This window comes from Paracoccus sp. (in: a-proteobacteria), assembly GCF_047973135.1.
Taxonomy (GTDB): Bacteria; Pseudomonadota; Alphaproteobacteria; order Rhodobacterales; family Rhodobacteraceae; genus Paracoccus.
Window position 1 is genome coordinate 1 of sequence record NZ_JBKEBL010000307.1, and the last position, 20,949, is coordinate 20,949.

18 protein-coding genes are annotated in these 20,949 nt (G+C 64.1%); 8 read left to right on the top strand and 10 right to left on the bottom strand.

Going from position 1 to position 20,949, the window contains the following annotated elements; all coding sequences use genetic code 11:
- Window positions 1-912: 912 nt before the first annotated feature.
- On the bottom strand, window positions 913-4,110 hold the full coding sequence (locus tag ACK5L9_RS22190) for an efflux RND transporter permease subunit (protein ID WP_416913632.1): 3,198 nt from the start codon (window positions 4,108-4,110) through the stop codon (window positions 913-915).
- 3 nt (window positions 4,111-4,113) lie between these two features.
- A complete protein-coding gene (locus tag ACK5L9_RS22195; RefSeq protein ID WP_416913633.1) occupies window positions 4,114-5,286 on the bottom strand; it encodes an efflux RND transporter periplasmic adaptor subunit in 1,173 nt (390 codons plus the stop codon).
- Window positions 5,287-5,661: 375 nt separating this feature from the next.
- Here ACK5L9_RS22195 and mobA point away from each other — a divergent pair, with 375 nt between their 5' ends.
- On the top strand, window positions 5,662-6,273 hold the full coding sequence (gene mobA / locus ACK5L9_RS22200) for a molybdenum cofactor guanylyltransferase MobA (protein WP_416913634.1): 612 nt from the start codon (window positions 5,662-5,664) through the stop codon (window positions 6,271-6,273).
- Between the two features lie 90 nt (window positions 6,274-6,363).
- On the opposite strand, the gene ACK5L9_RS22205 is transcribed toward mobA, so the two are convergent.
- A complete protein-coding gene (locus tag ACK5L9_RS22205; protein WP_416913635.1) occupies window positions 6,364-6,990 on the bottom strand; it encodes a DnaJ domain-containing protein in 627 nt (208 codons plus the stop codon).
- Between the two features lie 80 nt (window positions 6,991-7,070).
- Between ACK5L9_RS22205 and ACK5L9_RS22210 the strand changes: the two genes are divergently transcribed.
- The 6 genes from ACK5L9_RS22210 (at window position 7,071) to ACK5L9_RS22235 (ending at window position 12,172) form a co-directional block, all read left to right on the top strand.
- Window positions 7,071-7,322: a BolA family protein gene (locus ACK5L9_RS22210; RefSeq protein WP_416913636.1), complete on the top strand. Its 252-nt coding sequence runs from the start codon at window positions 7,071-7,073 to the stop codon at window positions 7,320-7,322.
- An 81-nt stretch (window positions 7,323-7,403) separates the two neighbouring features.
- Window positions 7,404-8,369, top strand: a complete 966-nt coding sequence (gene glpX / locus ACK5L9_RS22215; protein WP_416913637.1) for a class II fructose-bisphosphatase — start codon at window positions 7,404-7,406, stop codon at window positions 8,367-8,369.
- Between the two features lie 12 nt (window positions 8,370-8,381).
- Window positions 8,382-10,118, top strand: coding sequence for a single-stranded-DNA-specific exonuclease RecJ (recJ, locus tag ACK5L9_RS22220; RefSeq protein WP_416913638.1), 1,737 nt, complete (start codon window positions 8,382-8,384; stop codon window positions 10,116-10,118).
- A 12-nt stretch (window positions 10,119-10,130) separates the two neighbouring features.
- A complete protein-coding gene (locus ACK5L9_RS22225) occupies window positions 10,131-10,436 on the top strand; it encodes a hypothetical protein (protein WP_416913639.1) in 306 nt (101 codons plus the stop codon).
- A gap of 92 nt (window positions 10,437-10,528) precedes the next feature.
- On the top strand, window positions 10,529-11,782 hold the full coding sequence (locus tag ACK5L9_RS22230; RefSeq protein WP_416913640.1) for a lytic murein transglycosylase: 1,254 nt from the start codon (window positions 10,529-10,531) through the stop codon (window positions 11,780-11,782).
- A gap of 123 nt (window positions 11,783-11,905) precedes the next feature.
- A complete protein-coding gene (locus ACK5L9_RS22235) occupies window positions 11,906-12,172 on the top strand; it encodes a hypothetical protein (RefSeq protein WP_416913641.1) in 267 nt (88 codons plus the stop codon).
- A 45-nt stretch (window positions 12,173-12,217) separates the two neighbouring features.
- Here the strand turns inward: ACK5L9_RS22235 and ACK5L9_RS22240 are convergent, their stop codons facing one another.
- From ACK5L9_RS22240 to ACK5L9_RS22270, 7 genes are all read right to left on the bottom strand, one after another.
- Window positions 12,218-12,703: an RNA pyrophosphohydrolase gene (locus ACK5L9_RS22240; RefSeq protein ID WP_416913642.1), complete on the bottom strand. Its 486-nt coding sequence runs from the start codon at window positions 12,701-12,703 to the stop codon at window positions 12,218-12,220.
- Window positions 12,700-14,127, bottom strand: coding sequence for a S41 family peptidase (locus ACK5L9_RS22245; protein ID WP_416913643.1), 1,428 nt, complete (start codon window positions 14,125-14,127; stop codon window positions 12,700-12,702). Before ACK5L9_RS22245 ends, ACK5L9_RS22240 begins: the two co-directional genes overlap by 4 nt.
- A 16-nt stretch (window positions 14,128-14,143) precedes the next feature.
- On the bottom strand, window positions 14,144-15,313 hold the full coding sequence (locus tag ACK5L9_RS22250; protein ID WP_416913644.1) for a murein hydrolase activator EnvC family protein: 1,170 nt from the start codon (window positions 15,311-15,313) through the stop codon (window positions 14,144-14,146).
- Entirely contained in the window at window positions 15,310-16,827 is a 1,518-nt protein-coding gene (gpmI, locus tag ACK5L9_RS22255; RefSeq protein ID WP_416913645.1) for a 2,3-bisphosphoglycerate-independent phosphoglycerate mutase, read from the bottom strand. Before gpmI ends, ACK5L9_RS22250 begins: the two co-directional genes overlap by 4 nt.
- Window positions 16,828-16,901: 74 nt before the next feature.
- The gene (gene rlmH, locus ACK5L9_RS22260) at window positions 16,902-17,369 is read right to left on the bottom strand and encodes a 23S rRNA (pseudouridine(1915)-N(3))-methyltransferase RlmH (protein WP_416913646.1); all 468 of its coding nucleotides are present in this window, start codon (window positions 17,367-17,369) and stop codon (window positions 16,902-16,904) included.
- Window positions 17,370-17,376: 7 nt separating this feature from the next.
- Window positions 17,377-17,799: a ribosome silencing factor gene (rsfS, locus tag ACK5L9_RS22265; protein WP_416913649.1), complete on the bottom strand. Its 423-nt coding sequence runs from the start codon at window positions 17,797-17,799 to the stop codon at window positions 17,377-17,379.
- Between the two features lie 76 nt (window positions 17,800-17,875).
- Window positions 17,876-19,231, bottom strand: coding sequence for a mechanosensitive ion channel family protein (locus tag ACK5L9_RS22270; RefSeq protein WP_416913647.1), 1,356 nt, complete (start codon window positions 19,229-19,231; stop codon window positions 17,876-17,878).
- 265 nt (window positions 19,232-19,496) lie between these two features.
- On the opposite strand from ACK5L9_RS22270, the gene leuC reads away from it, so the two are divergent.
- The gene (leuC, locus tag ACK5L9_RS22275; RefSeq protein WP_416913648.1) at window positions 19,497-20,927 is read left to right on the top strand and encodes a 3-isopropylmalate dehydratase large subunit; all 1,431 of its coding nucleotides are present in this window, start codon (window positions 19,497-19,499) and stop codon (window positions 20,925-20,927) included.
- Window positions 20,928-20,949 lie beyond the last annotated feature (22 nt).

The window sequence follows — 20,949 nt, forward strand, 5'->3', positions numbered from 1 at the left end:
ATAGGCGCGCTTCAGGCGATAGCCGATCAGATCACCAAGGACACTGTCCATTACCTCGGACCTTTCGTCGTCATCCTCGGTTCGGTCGGCTTGCGGCATGTTTCCCCCCCTTGCATGAGCGAAAGCTACATCGACATAATGGTTATAGTCAATAATTATTTTTTGATATACCTATCCGGTAGAGAAGGAACGCGGCACCGCCCTCCGCCCATCCCGCCCGGCACTGCCCCGACCCCGGTGCCCGGTCCGCACGGCATGACGCGTCCGGCCAGCCAGATCGCGGCCCCCCCCGCCGTGCTTGTGGAAAGGGGGTGCGGGCCGGGCAAAGCCCGGCCCGTCGCGCCCCCAAGGCACCGCATCAGGCCCGTCCCACCATCGCCCTTGCGCGCAAGGCGGAGGGTCCGGGGGGCGCAGCGCCCCCGGCCACCGCGGGACGCAAACTTCGCGACGGCGACGTCACCCCACGTTCCCCGGCTAGGCGCTGCGACAGAGTATCGCCCGACTGCGCCCTATGGCCTCTGGCCGCCGTGGCGGCGCAACTCTCCGGGGGGAAACCGCTCAGCAAAGCGTGCAACGCCCGATGGCGGTGTACAGCCTGTGCACATCCCGTGCCGCGCCTGTGCACATCCCGTGCCGCGCCTGTGCACATCCCGTGCCGCGCCTGTGCGCGCCCTGTGCAGCGCCAAACCCAGCATTTGCTGGCCCTTTCCATAGCCTGACGACTTTCTTCTGATTGTGCTGTCAGGCTATAACCATTTGATTTTACGCTGATACTGCGCCAATTTGATGATCAAATTGGCTCCCGTCAGCTATACCACATCCCCTATCACCCGTTGCGCCGGGGATCGCGGCAGGCAAAAGAAAACGGCCGCCCCGCAGGGGACGGCCGTTTGTCAGCCCTTGTCAGGGGACTCAGCTTTCAGCCTTGTCCTTGTCGCCGCTTCCATGATCCGCAGCCTCCAGCTCCAGGTCGCGCGGTATCATGCCCAGCTTGGTTTTCACCTTCTCGCGCATCGTCTCGAAGATGACATACAGCGCGGGGATGACGAAAATCCCGACCAGCGCGGCGGCGGTCATGCCGCCGGCAACCCCGGTGCCGACCGCTCGCCGGGTCATCATGGACGCCCCGGTCGCGATCACCAGCGGGATCATGCCGCCGATAAAGGCAAAGCTGGTCATCATGATCGCGCGGAAACGGTCCTGCGCGCCGCCCATGGCCGCGTCATAGATCGCCTCGCCCTCTTCCCGCCGCGCCTTGGCGAATTCGACGATCAGGATCGCATTCTTCGCGGCAAGGGCAATCAGCACGACAAAGCCGATCTGCGCATAGATGTTCAGTGGCAACCCCGAGACCAGCAGCGCGATGAACGTGCCGCAGACCCCGAACACCACCGACAGCATCACCGGAACCGGGATGGTCCAGCTTTCGTACAGGCCGACAAGGAACAGATAAGCGAACAGAAGCGCCATCCCGAGGATCATGCCCGTCTTGCCGGATGCCTCTTTTTCCTGCTCGGCCGTACCGGTCCATGCGATGTCATAGCCGTCTGGCAGGTTCTGCCGGGCAACGTCCTCCATCGCGACCAGCGCGGTACCCGAGGCCACGCCATCGGCGGGGCTGCCGCTGACCTTGGCAGACCGGATGTTGTTATAGCGCTGGATGTTCATCGGGCCGACCTGATGTCGGACCGTGGCAAAGGCGCTGACCGGAACCATTTCGCCCGTGGCCGAGCGGACATGGACATTGCCCAAATCCTCGGGTTTGGCGCGGAATTCTTCCTGCCCGCGGATATTCACCTGCCAGGTGCGTCCGAACAGGTTGAAGTCGTTGACATAAATCTGGCCAAAGACCCCGCCCAGGGCGGTAAATACATCGCTTAGGTTGATGCCAAGCGCATAAAGGCGTTCGCGGTCGATCTCCATATACAGTTGCGGGCTTTCAGCCGAGAAGGTTGTATAGACCCCGGTGACGTCCTTGTTTTCATTCGCAGCAATCGACAATCCACGCGCCACGGCGGCAAGCTGCGTCGGCGGACCGGCATTGCGGTCCAGCACCTGCAACTCAAAACCCGATCCCGTGCCAAGCCCCGGAACCGGCGGCACGTTGAACGGAATCACCTGCGCCTCGCGGATCCCGGCGGCCTGTTGCTGGATGCGTTCCAGATTGGCAAAGACGAATTCGTCGGGATAGCTGCGTTCCTCGAAGGGTTTCATGTCGATGATCGCGAAGGCGGCATTTGACATGGTGATCTGGTCGATGATCGAAAAGCCCGTGACGCTGGCCACATCCTCGACGCCGGGCAGTTCGCGCAGCATCTTTTCCACCTCGGCCTGAACGGCCTGTGTCCGGTTTACTGATGCGCCGTCCGGCAGGCGGGTTTCCACGATGAAGTTGCCCTGATCCTCGTCCGGCAGAAAGCCTGTCGGCACGATGCTGGTCAGCGATCCGGCAAGGGCAAAGCCGCCGATCAGCAGCACGACGCCAAGGATCATGCGCCGCGCGATCGCGCCCGCGACCTTGACATAGCCGCGCCCGGCCGCATCGATCCTCTTGGAAATCCAGCCCATGACGCCATGCGACCGGTGTTCGCCATGCGCCTGCTTCAGCGTGATGGCGCATAGCGCGGGCGACAGGGTCAGCGCGTTGATGGCCGAAATGACCATCGACACCGACACCGTGATCGCGAATTGCCGGAACAGCTCGCCCTGGATGCCGGGGACAAAGGCCACCGGTACAAAGACCGACAGCAGCACCATGGTGATGGCCAGAATGGCACCGGTGATTTCCTGCATGGCGGCATGGGCCGCCTGCGCCGGTGTCATGTCGGGGTTATGTTCCATCTTGGCCTCGACGGCCTCGACCACAACGATGGCGTCATCGACCACGATCCCGATGGCCAGCACCAGCGCCAGCAACGACACCGTGTTCAGCGACATGTCGAATGCCAGCATGAAGGCGAATGTCCCGACAAGGGCGACGGGTACGGCGACGATGGGGATGATCGTGGCGCGCCAGTTCCCAAGGAACAGCAGCACCACCAGCGCCACCAGCGCGAATGCCTCGAACAGGGTCTTGCGGACCTCGTGAATCGAGTCCAGCACAAATTCCGACTGGTCGGCGACAACCTTGACCGCCATGCCTTCGGGCAGCCGGGTCTCCATCTGCTTCAGTTCGTCCTTCAGCAGGGTCGCGGCGCTTACAAGGTTCCCGCCGGGGGCCAGATAGACCCCGATCATCGTGCCCGGCCCGCCGTCGAATGTCGTCCCGATGGATTCGTACTGCGCGCCCAGATTGATGGTCGCGACATCGCCGAGACGAACCGAGGATCCGTCGGGATTGGCGCGGATGATGATTTCCTCGAACTGGCTGGCCTCGGACAGGCGCCCCAGGGTCTGCACGTTAAGCTGCATGACCGGATCTTGCGACATCGGCTGCCCGCCGACCGTCCCGATAGCCGCCTGAAGGTTCTGTGCCCGCAGCGCCGCGATCAGATCCGTCGTGGATATGTTAAGTTCCGTCATGCGGTCTACATCGACGCTGATATTCATCGCGAACTGGTTCAGCGCGAAAATCTGCGCATCGCCGACATCGGGAACGCGCTTGATTTCGTCCAGCATGTTGATGGTGGCATAGTTGGTCAGCGTCTCGCCGGTGATGCCCTCGGCGTCGTCCGTGGTGTACAGGACCACGCCCAGCATCAGGTTGGACGACCGTTTCTTGACCGACACGCCGTTCTGCATCACTTCGGACGGCAGGCGCGGTTCGGCCAGCGCCACGCGGTTTTGCACGTTCACGGTGTTGATGTCGGGATCGGTGCCCACCGCAAAGGACACGCTGAGAATATATGTACCGTCCGAGCCCGATTGCGAGGACATGTAAATCATGTTGTCCACGCCGACGATCTGGGTTTCGATCACCTGTGCGACGGCCTGTTCGACCACCTCGGAACTTGCGCCGGGATAGGATGCCGTCACCTGCACCACCGGCGGGGTGATGTCGGGATAGCGTTCGATGGGCATGGCCGTCATCGCGATCAGTCCGGCGATGAACAGCACGATCGAGATGACGCCCGCAAGCCGTGGGCGTTTGATGAATACGTCAGAGATCATGACTCAGCCGTCCTTCGCTTCGCTGCCCGACTGATCCGGGGTGTCATCGTTCTGTTGCGAGGTTCCCTGATCCGCCGCCTCGGCCTCGGCCGCATCGACCGCCATGCCCTCGCGGACCTTGTTCACGCCCTGGCTGATCACCCGGTCGCCCTCGGCAAGACCATCATCCACGATGACCAGATCGCCCGATTCCCGATCGACGGCGATGCGGCGTTTCTGGACCTTTTCGTCCTGATCGACCAGCATCACATACTCGCCGACCAGATCGCGCTGCAAACTGCTAAGGGGGATTGTCAGCTCTTCGGCGGGCGAGCTTGCGGCCAGATGGACGCGGACCAGTTCATCATGCAAAAGCGTGCCGTCCGGGTTGCTGAAAGTCGCACGAACGCTGATAGAGTCGGTGCCCGGATTGACGGCGCTGTCAATGAAATCCAGCGCTCCGCTGCTTTCGTATTCCTTGCCATTGGCCAGCACGATGCGGACGCTTTCGTCCAGCTTCACCTCGCCGCTCTGGATCATGTCCATCGTGTTGCGAAGCTGTGCGGTCGGGACAAGGAAATTCACATGGATCGGGTCCAGTTTCGTCAGCGTGGCCAGCGGTCCGATCTGCGGATCGACCAGCGCGCCGGGATCGACGCTGCGTTCGCCGATGCGGCCCGTAAAGGGGGCCGTGACCGAGGTATAGGACAGGTTCAGGTTTGCGGTATCCAGTGCCGCCTGCGCCATTTCCATATTGCCCAGTGCGCGGCCCAGTGCGGCCTCGGCGGTGTCCAGCGCGGTCTGGGCCGAGGCGTTGCGGCGCACCAGTTCGGCCTGGCGGTCGCGCTCGATCCGGGCGTCGGTCACGGTTGCCTCTGCGGCGGCAAGGTTGCCTTCGGCCTGACGAACTGCGGCGCTGTACTGATCCTGTTCGATCTGGAACAGGACCGCGCCCTGTTCAACCTGGTCACCTGGATTAAACCCGACCTCTTGCAGAAAGCCCGATACCCGCGCGATCAACTGGATCGACTGATCGGCCTGCAAGCGGCCATTAAAGGTAACGGTGCTGGCGACGGATTGCTTTTTGGCCTTGGCCACCGTGACTGCCGGTGCAGGGGCCTGACCGGCATCCTGCGCGTTGGCTGCCCCTATCCCCAAAGCCAGCGCCATTGCCGTGGCCATCCTCAAAAGCGTCATGACGAAAAGTTCCCTCTATTCTTTATAATGACCACCCGTTGCCCAAGGCATTGGTCATGGCCAAAGTCTGCCGAAACTGAATGCTTCCGGGTCCGCGCATTGTGATGATCATGGCCGCGTTGGCCACGAATCGCGCGCTCTGGACGTCGGATCGTGCCGTATTTCCACTTGCACCAGTTGTTTGCTGGCGGCTGCGGATTGTCAACGCTTGACATGGGCCGTACAGCGTAACTTGGCCGCTGGTTCCACTGAAACTTGCAAATCGCGGCTGTCAGGCGCGATTGCCCGAATACCGGGCGGAGCTTATGTCAAAAACCGTGACAAATGGGGGCATGGCGGCATGCGATTCTTGTACCATGGCGGGATTTGGGGCGCATGATGTCAGCCCGGCCCGCCGCCGTGATTCTTGCCGGCGGACGCGCGACCCGGATGGGCGGAGGCGACAAGGGCGCGCGCCTGCTTGCCGGGAAAAGCCTGCATGATCACGTGATCGCGCGGCTGGCACCGCAGTGCGGACCGATGGCGCTGAACGCGAATGGCGATCCCGAACGCTTTGCCGCACTTGGCCTGCCGGTGCTGCCCGACAGCCTGCCGGGTCATCCGGGGCCGCTGGCCGGGGTGCTGGCGGCGATGGACTGGGCGGCAGGACTTGGGCTGGCCGGAGTGATCACCGTTCCTTCGGACACGCCGTTCCTGCCGGTCGATCTGGCCTTTCGGCTGACCGCCGCCACAGGGCTGACCATCGCCGCCAGTCGCGACCGGGGCGGGCAATTGCACGAACATCCGACCTGCGGTTACTGGCCGTTGTCGCTGCGTGGCGATCTGCGTCGCAGTCTGAAGCTGGGTCAGCGCCGCGTGCGCGGCTTTGCGCGCGAACACGGCGCGGGGCTGGTCGTCTGGGACGACATTCCGCATGATCCGTTCCTGAACATCAACACCCCCGAAGATCTTGCAAGGGCGCAGGCATTTGTTCACGCCAAACCCTGACCAGCGATCAGGACCACGCGCCCGAACCGGACCGGTTCACCGCCGAAGCGACCGCCGGGCAATTGTGGCGCGGTTCCTCCGATGCGGGTTTCAGTCGCGGAAATAGCGGCTGTCCTTGACCTGATCCCAGGCCCAGACCACCTCGGCCAGACGATCCTCGTCGGATCGGTCGCCGCCATTCATGTCGGGATGCAGATCCTTGACCAGCGATTTGTACTGCTTGCGGATCTCGGCGCGGGTCCATGTGTCCTTGGCCTCAAGGATTTCCAGTGCCTTGCGTTCGGTCGGGGGCAGTTTGCGGCTGATCTTGGCGCGGACCTCGGGGGCGGTGCCGTTTGCGCCCAGAATCTCCAGCGGATCGCTGACCCCGTGCCGCGCCCAAGCCTGTTCCTGGGTCGAGCGGCTGAACGGCTTGGTCGGACGTTCCCACACGGTAGCGTTGTCAAGAAACTGCTGAAACTCTTCTTCACTCTGGCCCTGAAAATAGTTCCAGTTGGCGTTGTATTCGCGCACATGTTCCTTACAGAACCAGAAATAATCATCCAGATTTCGCGGGTTCTTGGGCGCGCGGTAATGCGCCGGTTCATTGCATCCCTGCTTGTCACAGATCCGGGTTGACGTTTCGAACGCGCCGGACATGCCGCGCCGGCCCTTGGCCCGGCGCTTCTTGTCCTTGGCGGCTGAGATATCAAAGCCGAACGGGTCGTTACTGCTCATTTCGTGGCACCTTTGCGACTCGGAGGCAGCAGTTTAAGCTATTTTCGACGACATGAAAGCCCTTGACGCAGGAGAAACCGATGATTGCCGATCAGATGCGCAGCCGCCTTGCGGCGCTGACCCCCAGCCAACTGGAGATTGTCGATGAAAGCGAGGGGCATCGTGGCCATGCCGGTTATCGCGAGGGCGGGCAAAGCCATTTCCGCATCCGCATGGCCAGCCCCGCCTTTGCCGGTCTGGGTCGGGTACAGCGGCACCGGCTGGTGCACCGGACCCTCGGCGATATCGTGCCGCGCATCCATGCACTTGCGCTTGAGTTGTCGGAAAGCTGAACCGTTAGCGCCGTCAGTCTTGCCCGCATGGCGCGCGGCGCGTAGAAGCCGCACGAACCCAAGGAAAAGAGGATCAGGATCATGACCGCGCCGAAGGATTTCAACGACCGGATGCTATCTTTGGGGCTGGCGCGCGTCAGCGAAGCCGCAGCGCATGCCTCGGCCCGATTGATCGGGCGCGGTGACGAAAAGGCCGCCGATCAGGCCGCCGTCAACGCGATGCGCGAACAGTTGAACATGCTGGACATCAAGGGCGTCGTCGTCATCGGCGAGGGAGAGCGCGACGAGGCTCCGATGCTGTATATCGGCGAAGAGGTCGGTTCCGGCAAGGGCCCCGAGGTTGACATCGCGCTGGACCCGCTGGAAGGCACGACCCTGACCGCCAAGGACATGCCGAACGCGCTGACCGTGATCGCCATGGCCCCGCGCGGCACGCTGCTGCATGCGCCGGATGTCTATATGGACAAGCTGGCCATCGGGCCGGGCTTCGCGAAGGATGTCGTCAGCCTGGAGATGTCGCCCGCCGAACGCGTTCGGGCGCTGGCCCGCGCCCGCAATTGCCGGGACGAGGACATCACCGTCTGCATTCTGGAACGTCCCCGGCACGAGGACATGATCGCCGAGGTCCGCGAAACCGGCGCGGCGATCCGGCTGATCACCGATGGCGACGTGGCCGGTGTGATCCACACGGCCGAGGCCGAACTGACCGGCATCGACATGTATATGGGTTCGGGCGGGGCACCCGAGGGGGTGCTGGCGGCCTCGGCGCTGAAATGCATGGGCGGTCAGATGTGGGGCAGGCTGTTGTTCCGCAATGACAATGAACGGGGCCGTGCCCGCAAGGCCGGGATCACCGATCTGGACCGCATCTATGCCCGCGACGATCTGGTCACGGCGGATGTGATCTTTGCGGCGACGGGCGTGACCAACGGGTCCATCCTGCGCGGCGTGCACACCCGCCCCGGCTATATCGAGACCGAAACGATTCTGATGCGTTCCAAGACCGGCTCGGTCCGGCGGATGCTGTATCGCAACCCGGTCAGGTAATCAGGCGCGCGCGTGGCCTTTCTGGGCGTCGAAGAATCGCTGACGGGGCGTCGCTGGATTGGCCCGGACGCAGCGTCAGAGCGGCTGGCCGAGGGTCTGGCGCAAAAGGCGCGGCTGCCCTTGGCGGTTGCGCGGGTGCTGGCCGAACGCGGGGTCCAGCCCGACGAGGCCGAGGGGTTTCTGACGCCAAAGCTGCGCGATCTGCTGCCCGATCCGCTTGCCCTGCGCGACATGGCCCCGGCGGCGGAACGCATTGTCGCGGCGGCAACCGGCGGGCAGCGCATTGCGGTCTTTGCCGATTACGATGTGGATGGAGGCAGTTCGGCGGCGTTGCTGCTGGACTGGCTGCGGGCGCAGGGGCGGGATGCGACGCTGTATGTCCCCGACCGCATCGACGAGGGCTATGGCCCGAACGCGCCCGCGATGGCGGCGCTTGCGGCGGATCACGATCTGATCGTCTGCGTCGATTGCGGCACGCTGAGCCACGATGCGCTTGCGGCGGCGACGGGTGCCGATGTCATCGTGCTGGATCACCATCTGGGGGGCGAAACGCTGCCCCCCGCGCTGGCCGTGGTCAACCCGAACCGCGCCGACGAGGATGGCGCGCTTGGTCATCTTTGCGCTGCGGGGGTGGTGTTTCTGACGCTGGTGCAGGCCGGGCGCGTGCTGCGCGGAATGGACAGGCCGCAGCCCGATCTGATGGCGATGCTGGATCTTGTGGCGCTGGCAACGGTGGCCGATGTCGCGCCTTTGGTCGGGGTGAACCGGGCCTTTGTGCGCACCGGGCTGTCGGTGATGGCGCGCCGCGAAAGGCCGGGGCTGGTGGCGCTGTCGGATGTGGCGCGGCTGGACGGGTCGCCCAACGCCTTTCATCTGGGCTTTCTGCTGGGGCCGCGCATCAATGCCGGTGGCCGCGTGGGCCGTGCCGATCTGGGGGCGCTGTGCCTGTCCACCCGCGACCCGCACGAGGCCGCGCGCCTTGCCGCCGAACTGGACGACCTGAATCGCGACCGCCGGGCGATCGAGGCCGCCGTGCGCGATCAGGCCATGGCGCAGGTCGAGGCACGCGGCGATGCCCGCCTGTCATGGGCGGCGGGCGAGGGCTGGCATCCCGGCGTGGTCGGCATCGTTGCCGCGCGGGTGAAAGAGGCGACCAATCTTCCCTCGGTCGTGGTCGGGGTCGCGGGCGGGGTTGGCAAGGGTTCGGCCCGGTCGGTTCCCGGTGTCGATCTGGGCCGCGCCATTCAGCGGCTTGCGCAAGAGGGGCTGCTGCTCAAGGGCGGCGGGCACAAGATGGCCGCCGGTCTGACCGTGGCCGCGGACCGGATCGAACCCGCCATGGCCCGGCTGGCCGACCTGATGGCCCGCGATCTGGACGCGCGGACCGGGGCGGACGATCTGCGCATCTCGGGCCTGCTTGAAGGGCAGGGGGCCACGCCGCAGATGTTTCAAATGCTGGAGGATGCCGGCCCCTTTGGTCAGGCCGCGCCCGCGCCGCGATTTGCCTTTGCCGATCAGGTGATCGACAGCGCCGCGACGATGGGCGACCGGCATCTGCGCCTGTCCTTCCGCAGCTCTGGCGGCCCCGCGCTTGAGGCCGTGGCCTGGGGGGCGATGAACGGGCCGCTGGGGCAGGGGCTGATCGGCGCGAAGGGCCGGCGCTTTCATCTGGCCGGCAAGCTGGAACTGTCCACATGGGGCGGGCGCGAAAGGTTGCGGCTGCGGCTGGACGACGCCGCACCGGTCTGACAGGAGATCTCGATGAACGTGTACACCCTGCTGGTCGAGGTCGGGCGCAAGCCGGGCGATGGCCTGCCCGACGGTTGCAGCGGTGCGGCGCTGATGTGTTATGCCTCGGGCCGGGACGAGGCCGAGGCCGTGCGCGAGACGGTGGCGATCCTGAAACAGGCCGACATGGCGCCTCTGGATGTGACGGGCTACGGCACGCTGGACGAACGGCTGGCCGATGGCCATGAGGTCGATGACGAGGAACGCGCGCTGATGGGTCGCGCCCTGTCCGAGGACGCGGTGATCATCGCCAGTCTTGAACCGTTTTACGACGACTGACGGAAAGTCGCGCCTGCGCCCTATCCAAGCGGAATCGCTTTCGATAGACTGCGGTTAAAGAAAATCAGCAGTCAAGATAGCAGGCGATCCCTATGAATATTACCCGTTTTGTCGTGACCACCGCATTGGCCGGGGTGCTGTCGGCTTGTTCTACCTATAACCCGGCGAATGTCGCCAGCAGCGCGCCGGTCACTCCGGCGGCGATTCCGGCAGCGGCACCGGGGGACGAGGCCGGGTTGCAGCGTTTCGTGCAATCCTTCCGGTCGCGCGCGCTGGCCTCGGGGATTTCGGCGGGAACCTATGACCGTGCGATGCGGATCGCCCGCTATAACCCTGACGTGATCCGGCTGGACCGCAAACAGGCCGAATTCTCGCGCCCGGTCTGGCTGTATCTGGACAGTGCCGTTTCGGATGCGCGCATCCAGACCGGCCGCGAAAAGGCGGCACAACTGAACCGCACTATGTCGGCGATCGAGGCGCGCTATGGCGTGCCGCGCGAGATCGTTCTGGCCGTCTGGGGAATGGAATCGAATTTCGGTGCCAATCGCGGCAAGATGCAGATCATTCCGTCGCTGACGACGCTGGCCTATGACGGCAGGCGCGGCGAGATGTTCCAGAACCAGTTGATTGCCGCGCTGCGGATTTTGCAGGCAGGCGATACCGATGCCGAACATATGCTGGGCAGTTGGGCGGGCGCGATGGGGCACACGCAGTTCATGCCGACCTCTTATCTGGAATATGCCGTCGATTTCACCGGCGACGGTCGCCGTGACATCTGGTCCGACGATCCGACCGACGCGCTGGCCTCGACCGCGAATTATCTGGCGCGCAACGGCTGGCAGCGCGGTCAGGCCTGGGGGGCCGAGGTGCAGTTGCCGCCCGGCTTCAACATGGGCCAGATCGGCAAGGGCACCCGTAAATCGACCGCCAACTGGGCGGCGCAGGGGGTGACGCGAATCGGTGGCGGCGGGTTGCCGGGCGGCAACGGGTCGATCATCATGCCTGCGGGCGCGCGCGGCCCGGCCTTCCTGATTCTGGACAATTTCCGGGCCTTGCTGCGTTACAACAATTCGGACAATTATGCGCTTGGCGTGTCTTATCTGGGCGAACGCATCGCGGGCCGGTCGGGTATTCAGGGCGGCTGGCCGCGTCAGGACCGCCCGCTATCCACGGCAGAACGTCAGGAAATTCAACAGCGCCTGCGTGGAAAGGGCTTTTATGACGGCGAGATTGACGGTCTGTTCGGGTCCGGCACGATGGAGGCTGTCGCGAATTACCAACGCTCGATCGGCGTGACGCCTGACGGCTATCCGACCTCGATTTTGCTGGGCCAGCTAAGGCGCTGACTGTTCCTTTGCGCTAATTGGTAATCCGTTTGAACACATATTCAGACGGATGCCGCTCGTTTATCCTGACCTCATCCTGCAAATATTTACCTCCGGAAAAAATTCTGGATTGAGGGAAAGAGAATGATGGAAAAGGTTGCTCTGCTATCGGTGTTTACCGTCATTATCGCCGGCTGTACGCCGAAGGATTTCTGGTCTCCTCCGGTGACGCTGGATACGCCGAAAGGGCCGGTGGTGTGTGAATTGTACACCAAGGAAATCGTCGAATGGGACCGCGCGATCCTTGAGCCCGAGGGGATGAGCGTCGAAGAGGCGGACAAGCTGTGCGTCGAGGAAGGCAAGCTTGAACAGCATGGCGGCGGCCATGGGCATGTCGCCAAGAAGGGCTGAGCCATTTGACGCCAGCCCCGACAGGCTGAGTGGCGGCGTTTCAGGTCACGCAAGATGATCGCGAAACGCCGTCAAGACCTGCGCATAAACGTCGCGCTTGAACGGCACGATACTGTCCAGCAGGTCATCGGCGCGGATCCAGCACCAGCGGTCGAATTCGGGATGTTCGGTCTCGATCCGCACATCCGAATCCGCACCAAGAAAGCGCATCAGAACCCATTTCTGACGCTGCCCGCCGTATTTTCCTTTCCAGACCTTGCCGACCAGCTTGGGCGGCAGGTCATAGAACACCCAGTCCGGGGTTTTGGCGACGATCTGAACCAGACCAGAGATGATTCCGGTTTCCTCGGTCAGTTCGCGCAAAGCCGCCTGCCGGGGCGTCTCGCCCGCGTCGATGCCGCCCTGCGGCATCTGCCATGCGCCAGGCATCTCGATGCGCTGGCCCGCAAAGATCAGCCCGTCGCCATTGATCAGCACCACGCCGGCACAGGGCCGATAGGGCAACCCGCCCGGTCCGGTCCTGTCCGTCATTGGTTGGTCGCGCCATCGTTGGGCTTGGTCGCCGCGCCATCGCCTGTCGCTGCGGGCTTGGCCTGATCGGGAACCTGCGCCGCCTGAAAATCGACGGCAGCCAGCCCTTTCAGGATATCGACCGCATAGGCAAGCTGATAATCCTCTTCGCGCAGCTTGGCGGTTTCCTCGACTTCGGCGGCCTCGTCCTCGATCTGCTTGCGCTCTTCCTCGGAAATGGAATCGTTGTTCAGCGCGCCGCGCAGATCGGCCTCGGACCGGCTGAAGCTGGACTTGCTGCGCGGTTCGTCGGCAGCGGCTTCTTCGTCCACGGCACGCTGGGGCTGTGCCACGATGATGTCGGGCTGGATCCCCAGTGACTGGATCGAGCGGCCCGAGGGCGTGTAATAACGCGCCGTGGTCAGCCGGATGGCGCTGTCGGATGTGACCGGCATTACCGTCTGGACCGAGCCCTTGCCAAAGGATTTTTCGCCCACGACGATGGCGCGGCGGTGATCCTTCAGCGCGCCGGTCACGATCTCAGACGCGCTGGCCGAGCCGCCATTGATCACCACGACCATCGGCTTGCCCTGCGCCAGATCGCCGGTCTCGGCATTCCAGCGTTCGCTGTCCTCGGGCTTGCGCCCGCGCGTGCTGACGATCTCGCCTGCGTCAAGGAAGGCATCGGACACGGCAATCGCCTGATTCAGCAACCCGCCGGGGTTGTTGCGCAGGTCCAGCACAAAGCCCGTGACCTTGTCAAAGCCGCCGACCTCTTTCACCGCCTTTTCCAGTTCGGATTTCAGCGTGTCATAGGTTTCGTCGTTGAAGGTTGACACGCGCAGCACGACCGTGTGCCCGACCAACCGGTTCTTTACCACCGTCAGCTTGATCGTGTCGCGTGTCATGGTCACGTCAAAGGGTTCGCTTTCGCCCTCGCGCAGGATGGTGACGGTGATATCGCTGCCGACGGGTCCGCGCATCATCTCGACCGCCTGATCCAGCGTCAGCCCCATCAGCGATTCGCCGTTCACATGGGTGATGAAATCGCCCGACTGCACCCCTGCCTTCGCAGCGGGCGTGTCGTCGATGGGCGAGACGACCTTGACCAGCCCGTCCTCCTGACTGACCTCGATCCCCAGACCGCCAAAGCTGCCGCGGGTCTGGGTTTGCATGTCCTGGTAATCCCGGGCCGACAGGAAACTGCTATGCGGATCAAGCGAGGTCAGCATGCCGTTGATGGCCGCCTCGATCAGCTTCTTGTCATCCGGGCTTTCGACGTAATCCGCGCGAACACGTTCGAAGATATTGCCGAACAGTTCAAGCTGTTCATAAACCGAGGCGTTCTTGCCTGCTTCTTGCGCGACCAGAGGCCCAGCGATCTGGGTCGTCACCAGCGCGCCGGCAAGTACGCCGCCCAAACCTGCGATCAGATAGTGTTTCATTACGGCCTTTCCTGCCTCAGCCTTTTTGCGGTTCCACGACCGGATTCAGCACAAACCAGTCCGCCGGGTCCAGTGTTTCCTTGTCCTTGCGCAATTCCAGATACAACGTTTCCGGCTGGCCTGCACCATCCCCTTGCGCGGCATCTGCCACGAACTGCGCCCCGAATTCCTGAGCAGGCGCCTCGGCCCCGCCCATCAGGCCCACGGGTTCCCCCGCGCGCAGGACGTCGCCAACCTCGCCGAACACCTGTTCCATGCCTGCAAATACCAGAAGATACCCTGCTGCGGGCTCCAGGATCATCACATTGCCGTAATCCAGCAAGGGACCGCGATAACGGATCGTGGCGGACCATGGCGTCGTGACCAGCGCGGCGGGGGGCGTGGCGATCACCCAGCCGGGGCGGCGGACCCCTGCGGCATCGGCCTGATCGTAAAGGCGCAGCACCGAGCCCACCACCGGCAGGCGCAGACTGCCCTGCGCGCCCTGGAAATCGTCCAGAGGTGCGCCCACGTCGCTTTCCAGCTTGCCGATGCCTGCGGCGAAATCATCCAGTGTCCGGGCCGAAGCGCGCAGTTGCTGCACCTCTGCGGGGGCATCACCATAGCGGACCGGCATGGTCGAGCGGTCGGTTACGGCGCTGGCCAGCAGCCGCCTTGCCTCTTGCACCGAGGCCAGCCCCTCGCCCAGCATGGTCGCGGCGCTGGCCTGCAATTCGCGCACCGTGGCGATTTCGGCCAGATCTGCGCGCAGGCTTTCGGCTTCGGCGCGCAGGCCGGGGGTCACGTCGGACAGGATCATTCCCGATTGCGCCGTGGCCAGCGCCCCGCCCGGATGCAGCAGCATGGCGGTTTCCGGCGATTGCTGCAACGCGGTCATCGCGCCCAGAACGCGGGCCAGCCGCGACCGCTGATCCTCGAACCGGGCGCGCAGCTCGGCCTCGCGCGCGCTGGCCTGACGCAGGCCGTCGCGCAGCGAGGCCAGCCCCTGTTCATATCCCCGGATCACCTCGGTCAGTGCCGTGACCTGATCGTCGGCCGTCACTGCCTGACCCAGCTTGCCCACGGCCGCGCGCAACTGGGCGGCGGCATCCTGCGCCTCGGCCACGGCCTGATTGGCCGGGGTTCCGGCCCATGCGGGCATGGCCAGCAGCATCAGCGCGGCAACAAGGGGGCGCAGGCGGATCATTCGGACACGATCAGGCTTTCGCCGGTCATCTCGGCGGGTTTGTCGAGGCCCATCAGTTGCAACACGGTCGGGGCCAGATCGGCCAGCCGGCCCTTACGCAGCCTTGCGCCTTGCGGCCCGTTATAGACGATGACCGGCACCGGGTTGGTGGTGTGGGCGGTGTGCGGGCCGCCGCTGACAGGGTCCACCATGGTTTCGCAATTGCCATGATCGGCGCAGTTCACCGCCGCACCGCCCGCCTGATCCAGCGCGGCCAGCATTCGCCCCAGCCCGGCATCCACGGCCTCGCAGGCGCGCATGGCGGCAGGCAGGCTGCCGGTATGGCCGACCATGTCGGGATTGGCGAAATTCACCACGATCAGGTCATAGCCCTGGCCGATCGCTTCGACCAGCTTGTCGCTGACCTCGGCTGCGGCCATTTCCGGGGCCAGATCATAGGTCGCGACCCTGGGGCTTTGCGGCATGAAGCGGTCCTCGCCCGTTTCGGGGGTTTCCTTGCCGCCGTTCAGGAAAAAGGTCACATGCGGATATTTCTCGGTCTCGGCCAGCCGGAACTGACGCAGCCCCTTGCCCGCGACCCATGCCCCCAGTGTGTTGACCACCTGCCGCTTGGGATAGGCCGAGATCATGAAGCTGTTGTGACGCTCGCTGTAATCGACCATGCCCAGCAGCGCGGCCCAGTCCGGGCGGTCGCTGGTATCGAAATCGGCGAAATCGGGATCGGCCAGCGCCGACAGGATTTCGCGCGCGCGGTCGGCACGGAAATTCAGGCAGAAAAAGCCGTCGCCATCCAGCGCGCCGTTAAAGCCGTCGATCACGAAGGGTTGGATGAATTCGTCGGTTTCGTCGCGGGCATAGGCCGAGGCCGCGGCGGCGGCCGCGCTGGCGGCCTGTTCGCCCTTGCCCGCGACCATGGCGCGATAGGCGCGTTCGACGCGGTCCCACCGCTTGTCACGGTCCATCGCATAATACCGCCCGATCACCGTGCCGATCCGTGCGCCATCCGGCAGACCGGCTTGCAGATCCGCGATGAACCCGGCGGCGGATTTCGGGGCCACGTCGCGCCCGTCGGTGATGGCGTGCAAAACCACCGGTACCCCTGCCCCGGCCACGGCGCGGGCGGAGGCCAGCACATGTTGCAGATGGCCATGCACCCCGCCATCCGAGACGACGCCCATCAGATGCGCGCTGCCCCCGGTTTCCGTCATCCGCGCGATGAACGCGGCCAGCGCCTGATTGTGGAAAAAGCTTCCGTCCTCGATGGCCAGATCTATCTGGCCCAGATCCATCGCCACGACCCGCCCCGCGCCGATATTCGTGTGCCCGACCTCGGAATTGCCCATCTGCCCTGTCGGCAGGCCCACATCCGGCCCGAAGGTTGTCAGCGTCGCATTCGGACAGTCGCGCATCAGCCGGTCGAAATTCGGCGTATTGGCCTGGTCGGGCGCGCTTTGTTCCGGTCGGTCCGAGATACCCCAGCCGTCTAGGATGCACAGGATCACGGGTTTCGTCATTTCGGCCTCGTAGTGATATTTGCGCCTTGTTACGCGCGCGGGCGCGCAGATGCCAGCCTTGTGGCACGTCTGCCCTAATTCCGGTGATAGGGCGATCCCGCAAGGATCGTCGCGGCGCGGTAAAGCTGTTCAGCCAGCATTACCCGGACCAGCATATGCGGCCAGACCATGCGGCCAAAGCTGATCTGCCAGTCGGCGCGGTCGCGCAGCGCCGGGGCCAGCCCGTCCGCGCCTCCGATTACAAAACAAAGATCGCGCGCCGCATCGCGAAACCCCGCCAGCCGGGCAGCAAAATCGGGCGAGGCGGGTTGTTCTCCGCGTTCGTCCAGCGCCACGACTGCGGCTCCTGGGGGAATCGCCCGTGCCAGCAGATCGGCCTCGGCGGGCATGCCGCCGCCGCGCCTGTCCTCGACCTCGGTCAGGCCAATGGCTGGCAGGCCAAGGCTGCGGCCGGTTTTCGCGAACCGGGCCAGATAATCGGCAACCAGCGCCGCCTCGGGGCCCTTTTTCAGCCGCCCCACGGCGGCGATGTCGATGCGCATTCGTCAGTCAGCTATGCGGGCGCGCCCCGTCGCGGACGCGGCTCAGCGCGTCGGCAGGCATCCACATCTTTTCAAGCTGATAAAAGTCGCGCACTTCGGGGCGAAAGACATGGACGATCACATCATCCGTGTCGATCAGCACCCAGTCGCCGGTTTCCTTGCCCTCGATCCGGGGGGTGCGGCCGGTCTGGGCCTTGAAACGTTCGGCCAGATGTTCGGCGATGGCACCCACCTGACGCGCGCTGCGGCCCGATGCGATAACCATGTGGTCGGCCATGGCCGATCGTCCGCGCAGGTCGATCGTCACGATATCCTCGGCTTTGTCGTCTTCCAGCGAGGACAGGATGCGGGACAGAAGCTGGTCGCTGGTCAGCGCGTCGCCCGCGGCGGTCGCTGTCGGCCCATTGGCCGACGAGACGTCTTGAGACAGGGTTGTATCCTCCGGTCAGCACGCCGATCTCCCCCGGCGCCGGGGTATCCTGAAGATAGCAGCTTTTCGCCCCATCTCAATCTCTGGCGACGTTGTCGCGCGGATCCATGCCGCCCCGGCAGGTTTCCACCGTGATCGCGTCGTTCATGACCCGGACCTCGCGCTGCGGGAAAGGGATCGAGATACGATGTTCCCTGAACGCGTCCCACAGTGCCAGATAGACCTGCCCGCGCACGTTGGTCAGCCCGCCCGAGGCATCGCCGATCCAGAAGCGCAGCACGTAATCGACCGAGCTGTCGCCGAAACCGGTGATCCAGCAGACCGGATTGCGCTGCGCGAGCACGCGTTTGACCGACAGGGCGGCATTGATGGCGATCTGGCTGACCTTGTGGGGGTCGTCGCCGTAAGAGGTGCCGAATTTCAGATCCAGCCGGACGAAATTATTGGTATGCGACCAGTTCACCACCTGCCCGGTCACAAGATCCTCGTTCGGGATCAGATATTCCTTGCCATCGCGGGTAACGACGCTGACATAGCGCGCGCCCAGTTCCTCGATCCAGCCGAATGTGTCGCCAAGGCTGATCACGTCGCCGGGCTTGATCGACTTGTCCAGCAGGATGATCACCCCGGACACAAGGTTCGAGACAACCTTTTGCAGACCAAAGCCCAGACCGACGCCGACCGCACCCGAAAACACCGCCAGCCCGGTCAGATCGAACCCCGCCGATTTCAGCCCGATGATGATCGCCAGGCTGAACAGCACGGTCTGCAACACCTTGGCTGTCAGTACCCGCATCGTGGGCGACACGTCCTTGTTTGCCGCCAGCCGGGAAGACACGATGCGCGACATCGCCCTCGCGCCTGTGACCATCAGCCCGGTGATCGCCACGGCCTTCAGTACGGTCAGCGCCGACAGACGGAAATCGCCCAGATCGACGGAAACGCTGTTCAGGAAATGCTCGGTCGGGGCAAGCAGGCCCAGCAGATGCAGCGTCACCCAGATCCATGCGGCCCAGCCAACAATGCGACGCAGCAGGCGGTTATGGATCAGCCGCGCCAGAAAGAAGATCGCCACCCACGCCGTCGCGATGGTCGCCGAAAGGGCAATCAACTGGCTGCGCGAAGGCCAGGTGATCTCGCGCATGATCAGCACGGTGATCCATGCCAGCACCATGAACACGATCTGCGTCATCCTGCGATTGACCAGCACCCCCAGCCGCAGCCGCCATTTCGGCCAATGCGTACGCTGCCGCAGCCATCGGGTCAGCAGATGCGACAGCCCGCGTCCCAACAGCCACGACACCCCGATCAGCGCCACGATCCCGATGATCTGGTTCAGGCGCGAGGGAAGCAGCAGCAACCTGACGAAAAGCTGGACACTGGCCCAGAAGCCCTGGGCGGCGCTGACAAGTTCCGGATTCAATTGCTCCATTCCGACCCTCCTGCCTTCGATATTGGCTGAACGGGGTGCGAATGGGCAAGGCCTGATGATATTGCGTCAGCGGCGAAAGGATCGTAAAAGATTGACCCATGTTCGGGTTCATCTATTTCGACATTCACGACCGTTCGCGCCTGCCTTCACGGTTCTATGGCGAAACGCGCTGCGTCACGGCGCGACTGTGACGCGCTGCGGCCCCGATCCGCAGCATTGACGCATATCCGCAATCCCACCCGCATCACAGCCGAAAGCCACAGCCATGACCCAACCCGCAACCGCCGCGCGGACCCTGTATGACAAAATCTGGGACGCGCATGTTGTCGATCGTTCCGAGGACGGCACCTGCCTTTTGTATATCGACCGGCATCTGGTCCACGAAGTGACCAGTCCGCAGGCATTTGAGGGGCTGCGCATGACCGGGCGCAAGGTCCGCTCGCCCGAACGGACCATTGCCGTGCCCGACCATAACGTGCCCACCACGCTGGACCGCGAAAAGGGCATCGACAACGAGGAAAGCCGCATTCAGGTCGAGGCGCTGGACAAGAATGCCCGCGAATTTGGCCTGAATTACTATCCGGTTGATGACATCCGCCAGGGCATTGTCCATATCGTCGGCCCGGAACAGGGCTGGACCCTGCCGGGCATGACCGTCGTTTGCGGCGACAGCCACACGGCGACGCATGGGGCCTTTGGCGCGCTGGCCCATGGCATCGGCACCTCCGAGGTGGAACATGTGCTGGCCACGCAGACGCTGATCCAGAAGAAATCGAAGAACATGAAGGTCGAGATCACCGGCAGGCTGTTGCCGGGCGTGACCGCCAAGGACGTCGTGCTGGCCATCATCGGCCATACCGGCACGGCGGGCGGTACCGGCTATGTCATCGAATATTGCGGCGAGGTGATCCGCAACCTGTCGATGGAAGGCCGCATGGCCATCTGTAACATGGCCATCGAGGGCGGCGCGCGTGCCGGCCTGATCGCGCCGGATGAGACCACCTTTGCCTATGTGATGGGCCGCCCGCACGCGCCCAAGGGCGCGCAATGGGAAGCTGCGCTGAACTGGTGGAAGACGCTGAAAACCGACGAGGGCGCGCATTGGGACAAGGTGATCACCCTGCGCGGCGAAGATATCGCCCCCACCGTCACCTGGGGCACCAGCCCCGAGGATGCGCTGCCGATCACAGCATCCGTTCCTGCCCCCGAGGACTTTACCGGCGGCAAGGTCGAGGCCGCGCGCCGTTCGCTGGATTATATGGGTCTGGCCGCCGGGACAAAGCTGACCGACATCGCTATCGATGCGGTATTCATCGGTTCCTGCACCAACGGCCGGATCGAGGATCTGCGTGCCGCCGCCGAGGTGCTGAAGGGCCGCAAGCTGGCGCAGGGCGTGCGCGGCATGGTTGTTCCGGGCTCGGGCCTTGTGCGCGCGCAGGCCGAGGAAGAGGGGCTGGACAGCATCTTTACCGAGGCCGGTTTCGAATGGCGGCTTGCGGGCTGTTCGATGTGCCTTGCCATGAACCCCGACCAGCTTGCCCCGGAAGAACGCTGCGCCGCCACCTCGAACCGCAATTTCGAGGGGCGTCAGGGCTATAAGGGCCGTACGCATCTGATGTCGCCCGCCATGGCAGCGGCCGCCGGCATAGCGGGGCATCTGGTCGATATCCGCGAATTTGTGGCGCAGCCCGCCTGATCAATCGGAATATGCGGTGCGG

Bases quoted from the DNA above. Each gene is read 5' to 3' on its own strand.
- ACK5L9_RS22190 (WP_416913632.1), bottom strand. From the start codon at position 4,110: ATGATCTCTGACGTATTCATCAAACGCCCACGGCTTGCGGGCGTCATC.
- ACK5L9_RS22195 (WP_416913633.1), bottom strand. From the start codon at position 5,286: ATGACGCTTTTGAGGATGGCCACGGCAATGGCGCTGGCTTTGGGGATA.
- mobA (WP_416913634.1), top strand. From the start codon at position 5,662: ATGATGTCAGCCCGGCCCGCCGCCGTGATTCTTGCCGGCGGACGCGCG.
- ACK5L9_RS22205 (WP_416913635.1), bottom strand. From the start codon at position 6,990: ATGAGCAGTAACGACCCGTTCGGCTTTGATATCTCAGCCGCCAAGGAC.
- ACK5L9_RS22210 (WP_416913636.1), top strand. From the start codon at position 7,071: ATGATTGCCGATCAGATGCGCAGCCGCCTTGCGGCGCTGACCCCCAGC.
- glpX (WP_416913637.1), top strand. From the start codon at position 7,404: ATGACCGCGCCGAAGGATTTCAACGACCGGATGCTATCTTTGGGGCTG.
- ACK5L9_RS22225 (WP_416913639.1), top strand. From the start codon at position 10,131: ATGAACGTGTACACCCTGCTGGTCGAGGTCGGGCGCAAGCCGGGCGAT.
- ACK5L9_RS22230 (WP_416913640.1), top strand. From the start codon at position 10,529: ATGAATATTACCCGTTTTGTCGTGACCACCGCATTGGCCGGGGTGCTG.
- ACK5L9_RS22235 (WP_416913641.1), top strand. From the start codon at position 11,906: ATGATGGAAAAGGTTGCTCTGCTATCGGTGTTTACCGTCATTATCGCC.
- ACK5L9_RS22240 (WP_416913642.1), bottom strand. From the start codon at position 12,703: ATGACGGACAGGACCGGACCGGGCGGGTTGCCCTATCGGCCCTGTGCC.
- ACK5L9_RS22245 (WP_416913643.1), bottom strand. From the start codon at position 14,127: ATGAAACACTATCTGATCGCAGGTTTGGGCGGCGTACTTGCCGGCGCG.
- ACK5L9_RS22250 (WP_416913644.1), bottom strand. From the start codon at position 15,313: ATGATCCGCCTGCGCCCCCTTGTTGCCGCGCTGATGCTGCTGGCCATG.
- gpmI (WP_416913645.1), bottom strand. From the start codon at position 16,827: ATGACGAAACCCGTGATCCTGTGCATCCTAGACGGCTGGGGTATCTCG.
- rlmH (WP_416913646.1), bottom strand. From the start codon at position 17,369: ATGCGCATCGACATCGCCGCCGTGGGGCGGCTGAAAAAGGGCCCCGAG.
- ACK5L9_RS22270 (WP_416913647.1), bottom strand. From the start codon at position 19,231: ATGGAGCAATTGAATCCGGAACTTGTCAGCGCCGCCCAGGGCTTCTGG.
- leuC (WP_416913648.1), top strand. From the start codon at position 19,497: ATGACCCAACCCGCAACCGCCGCGCGGACCCTGTATGACAAAATCTGG.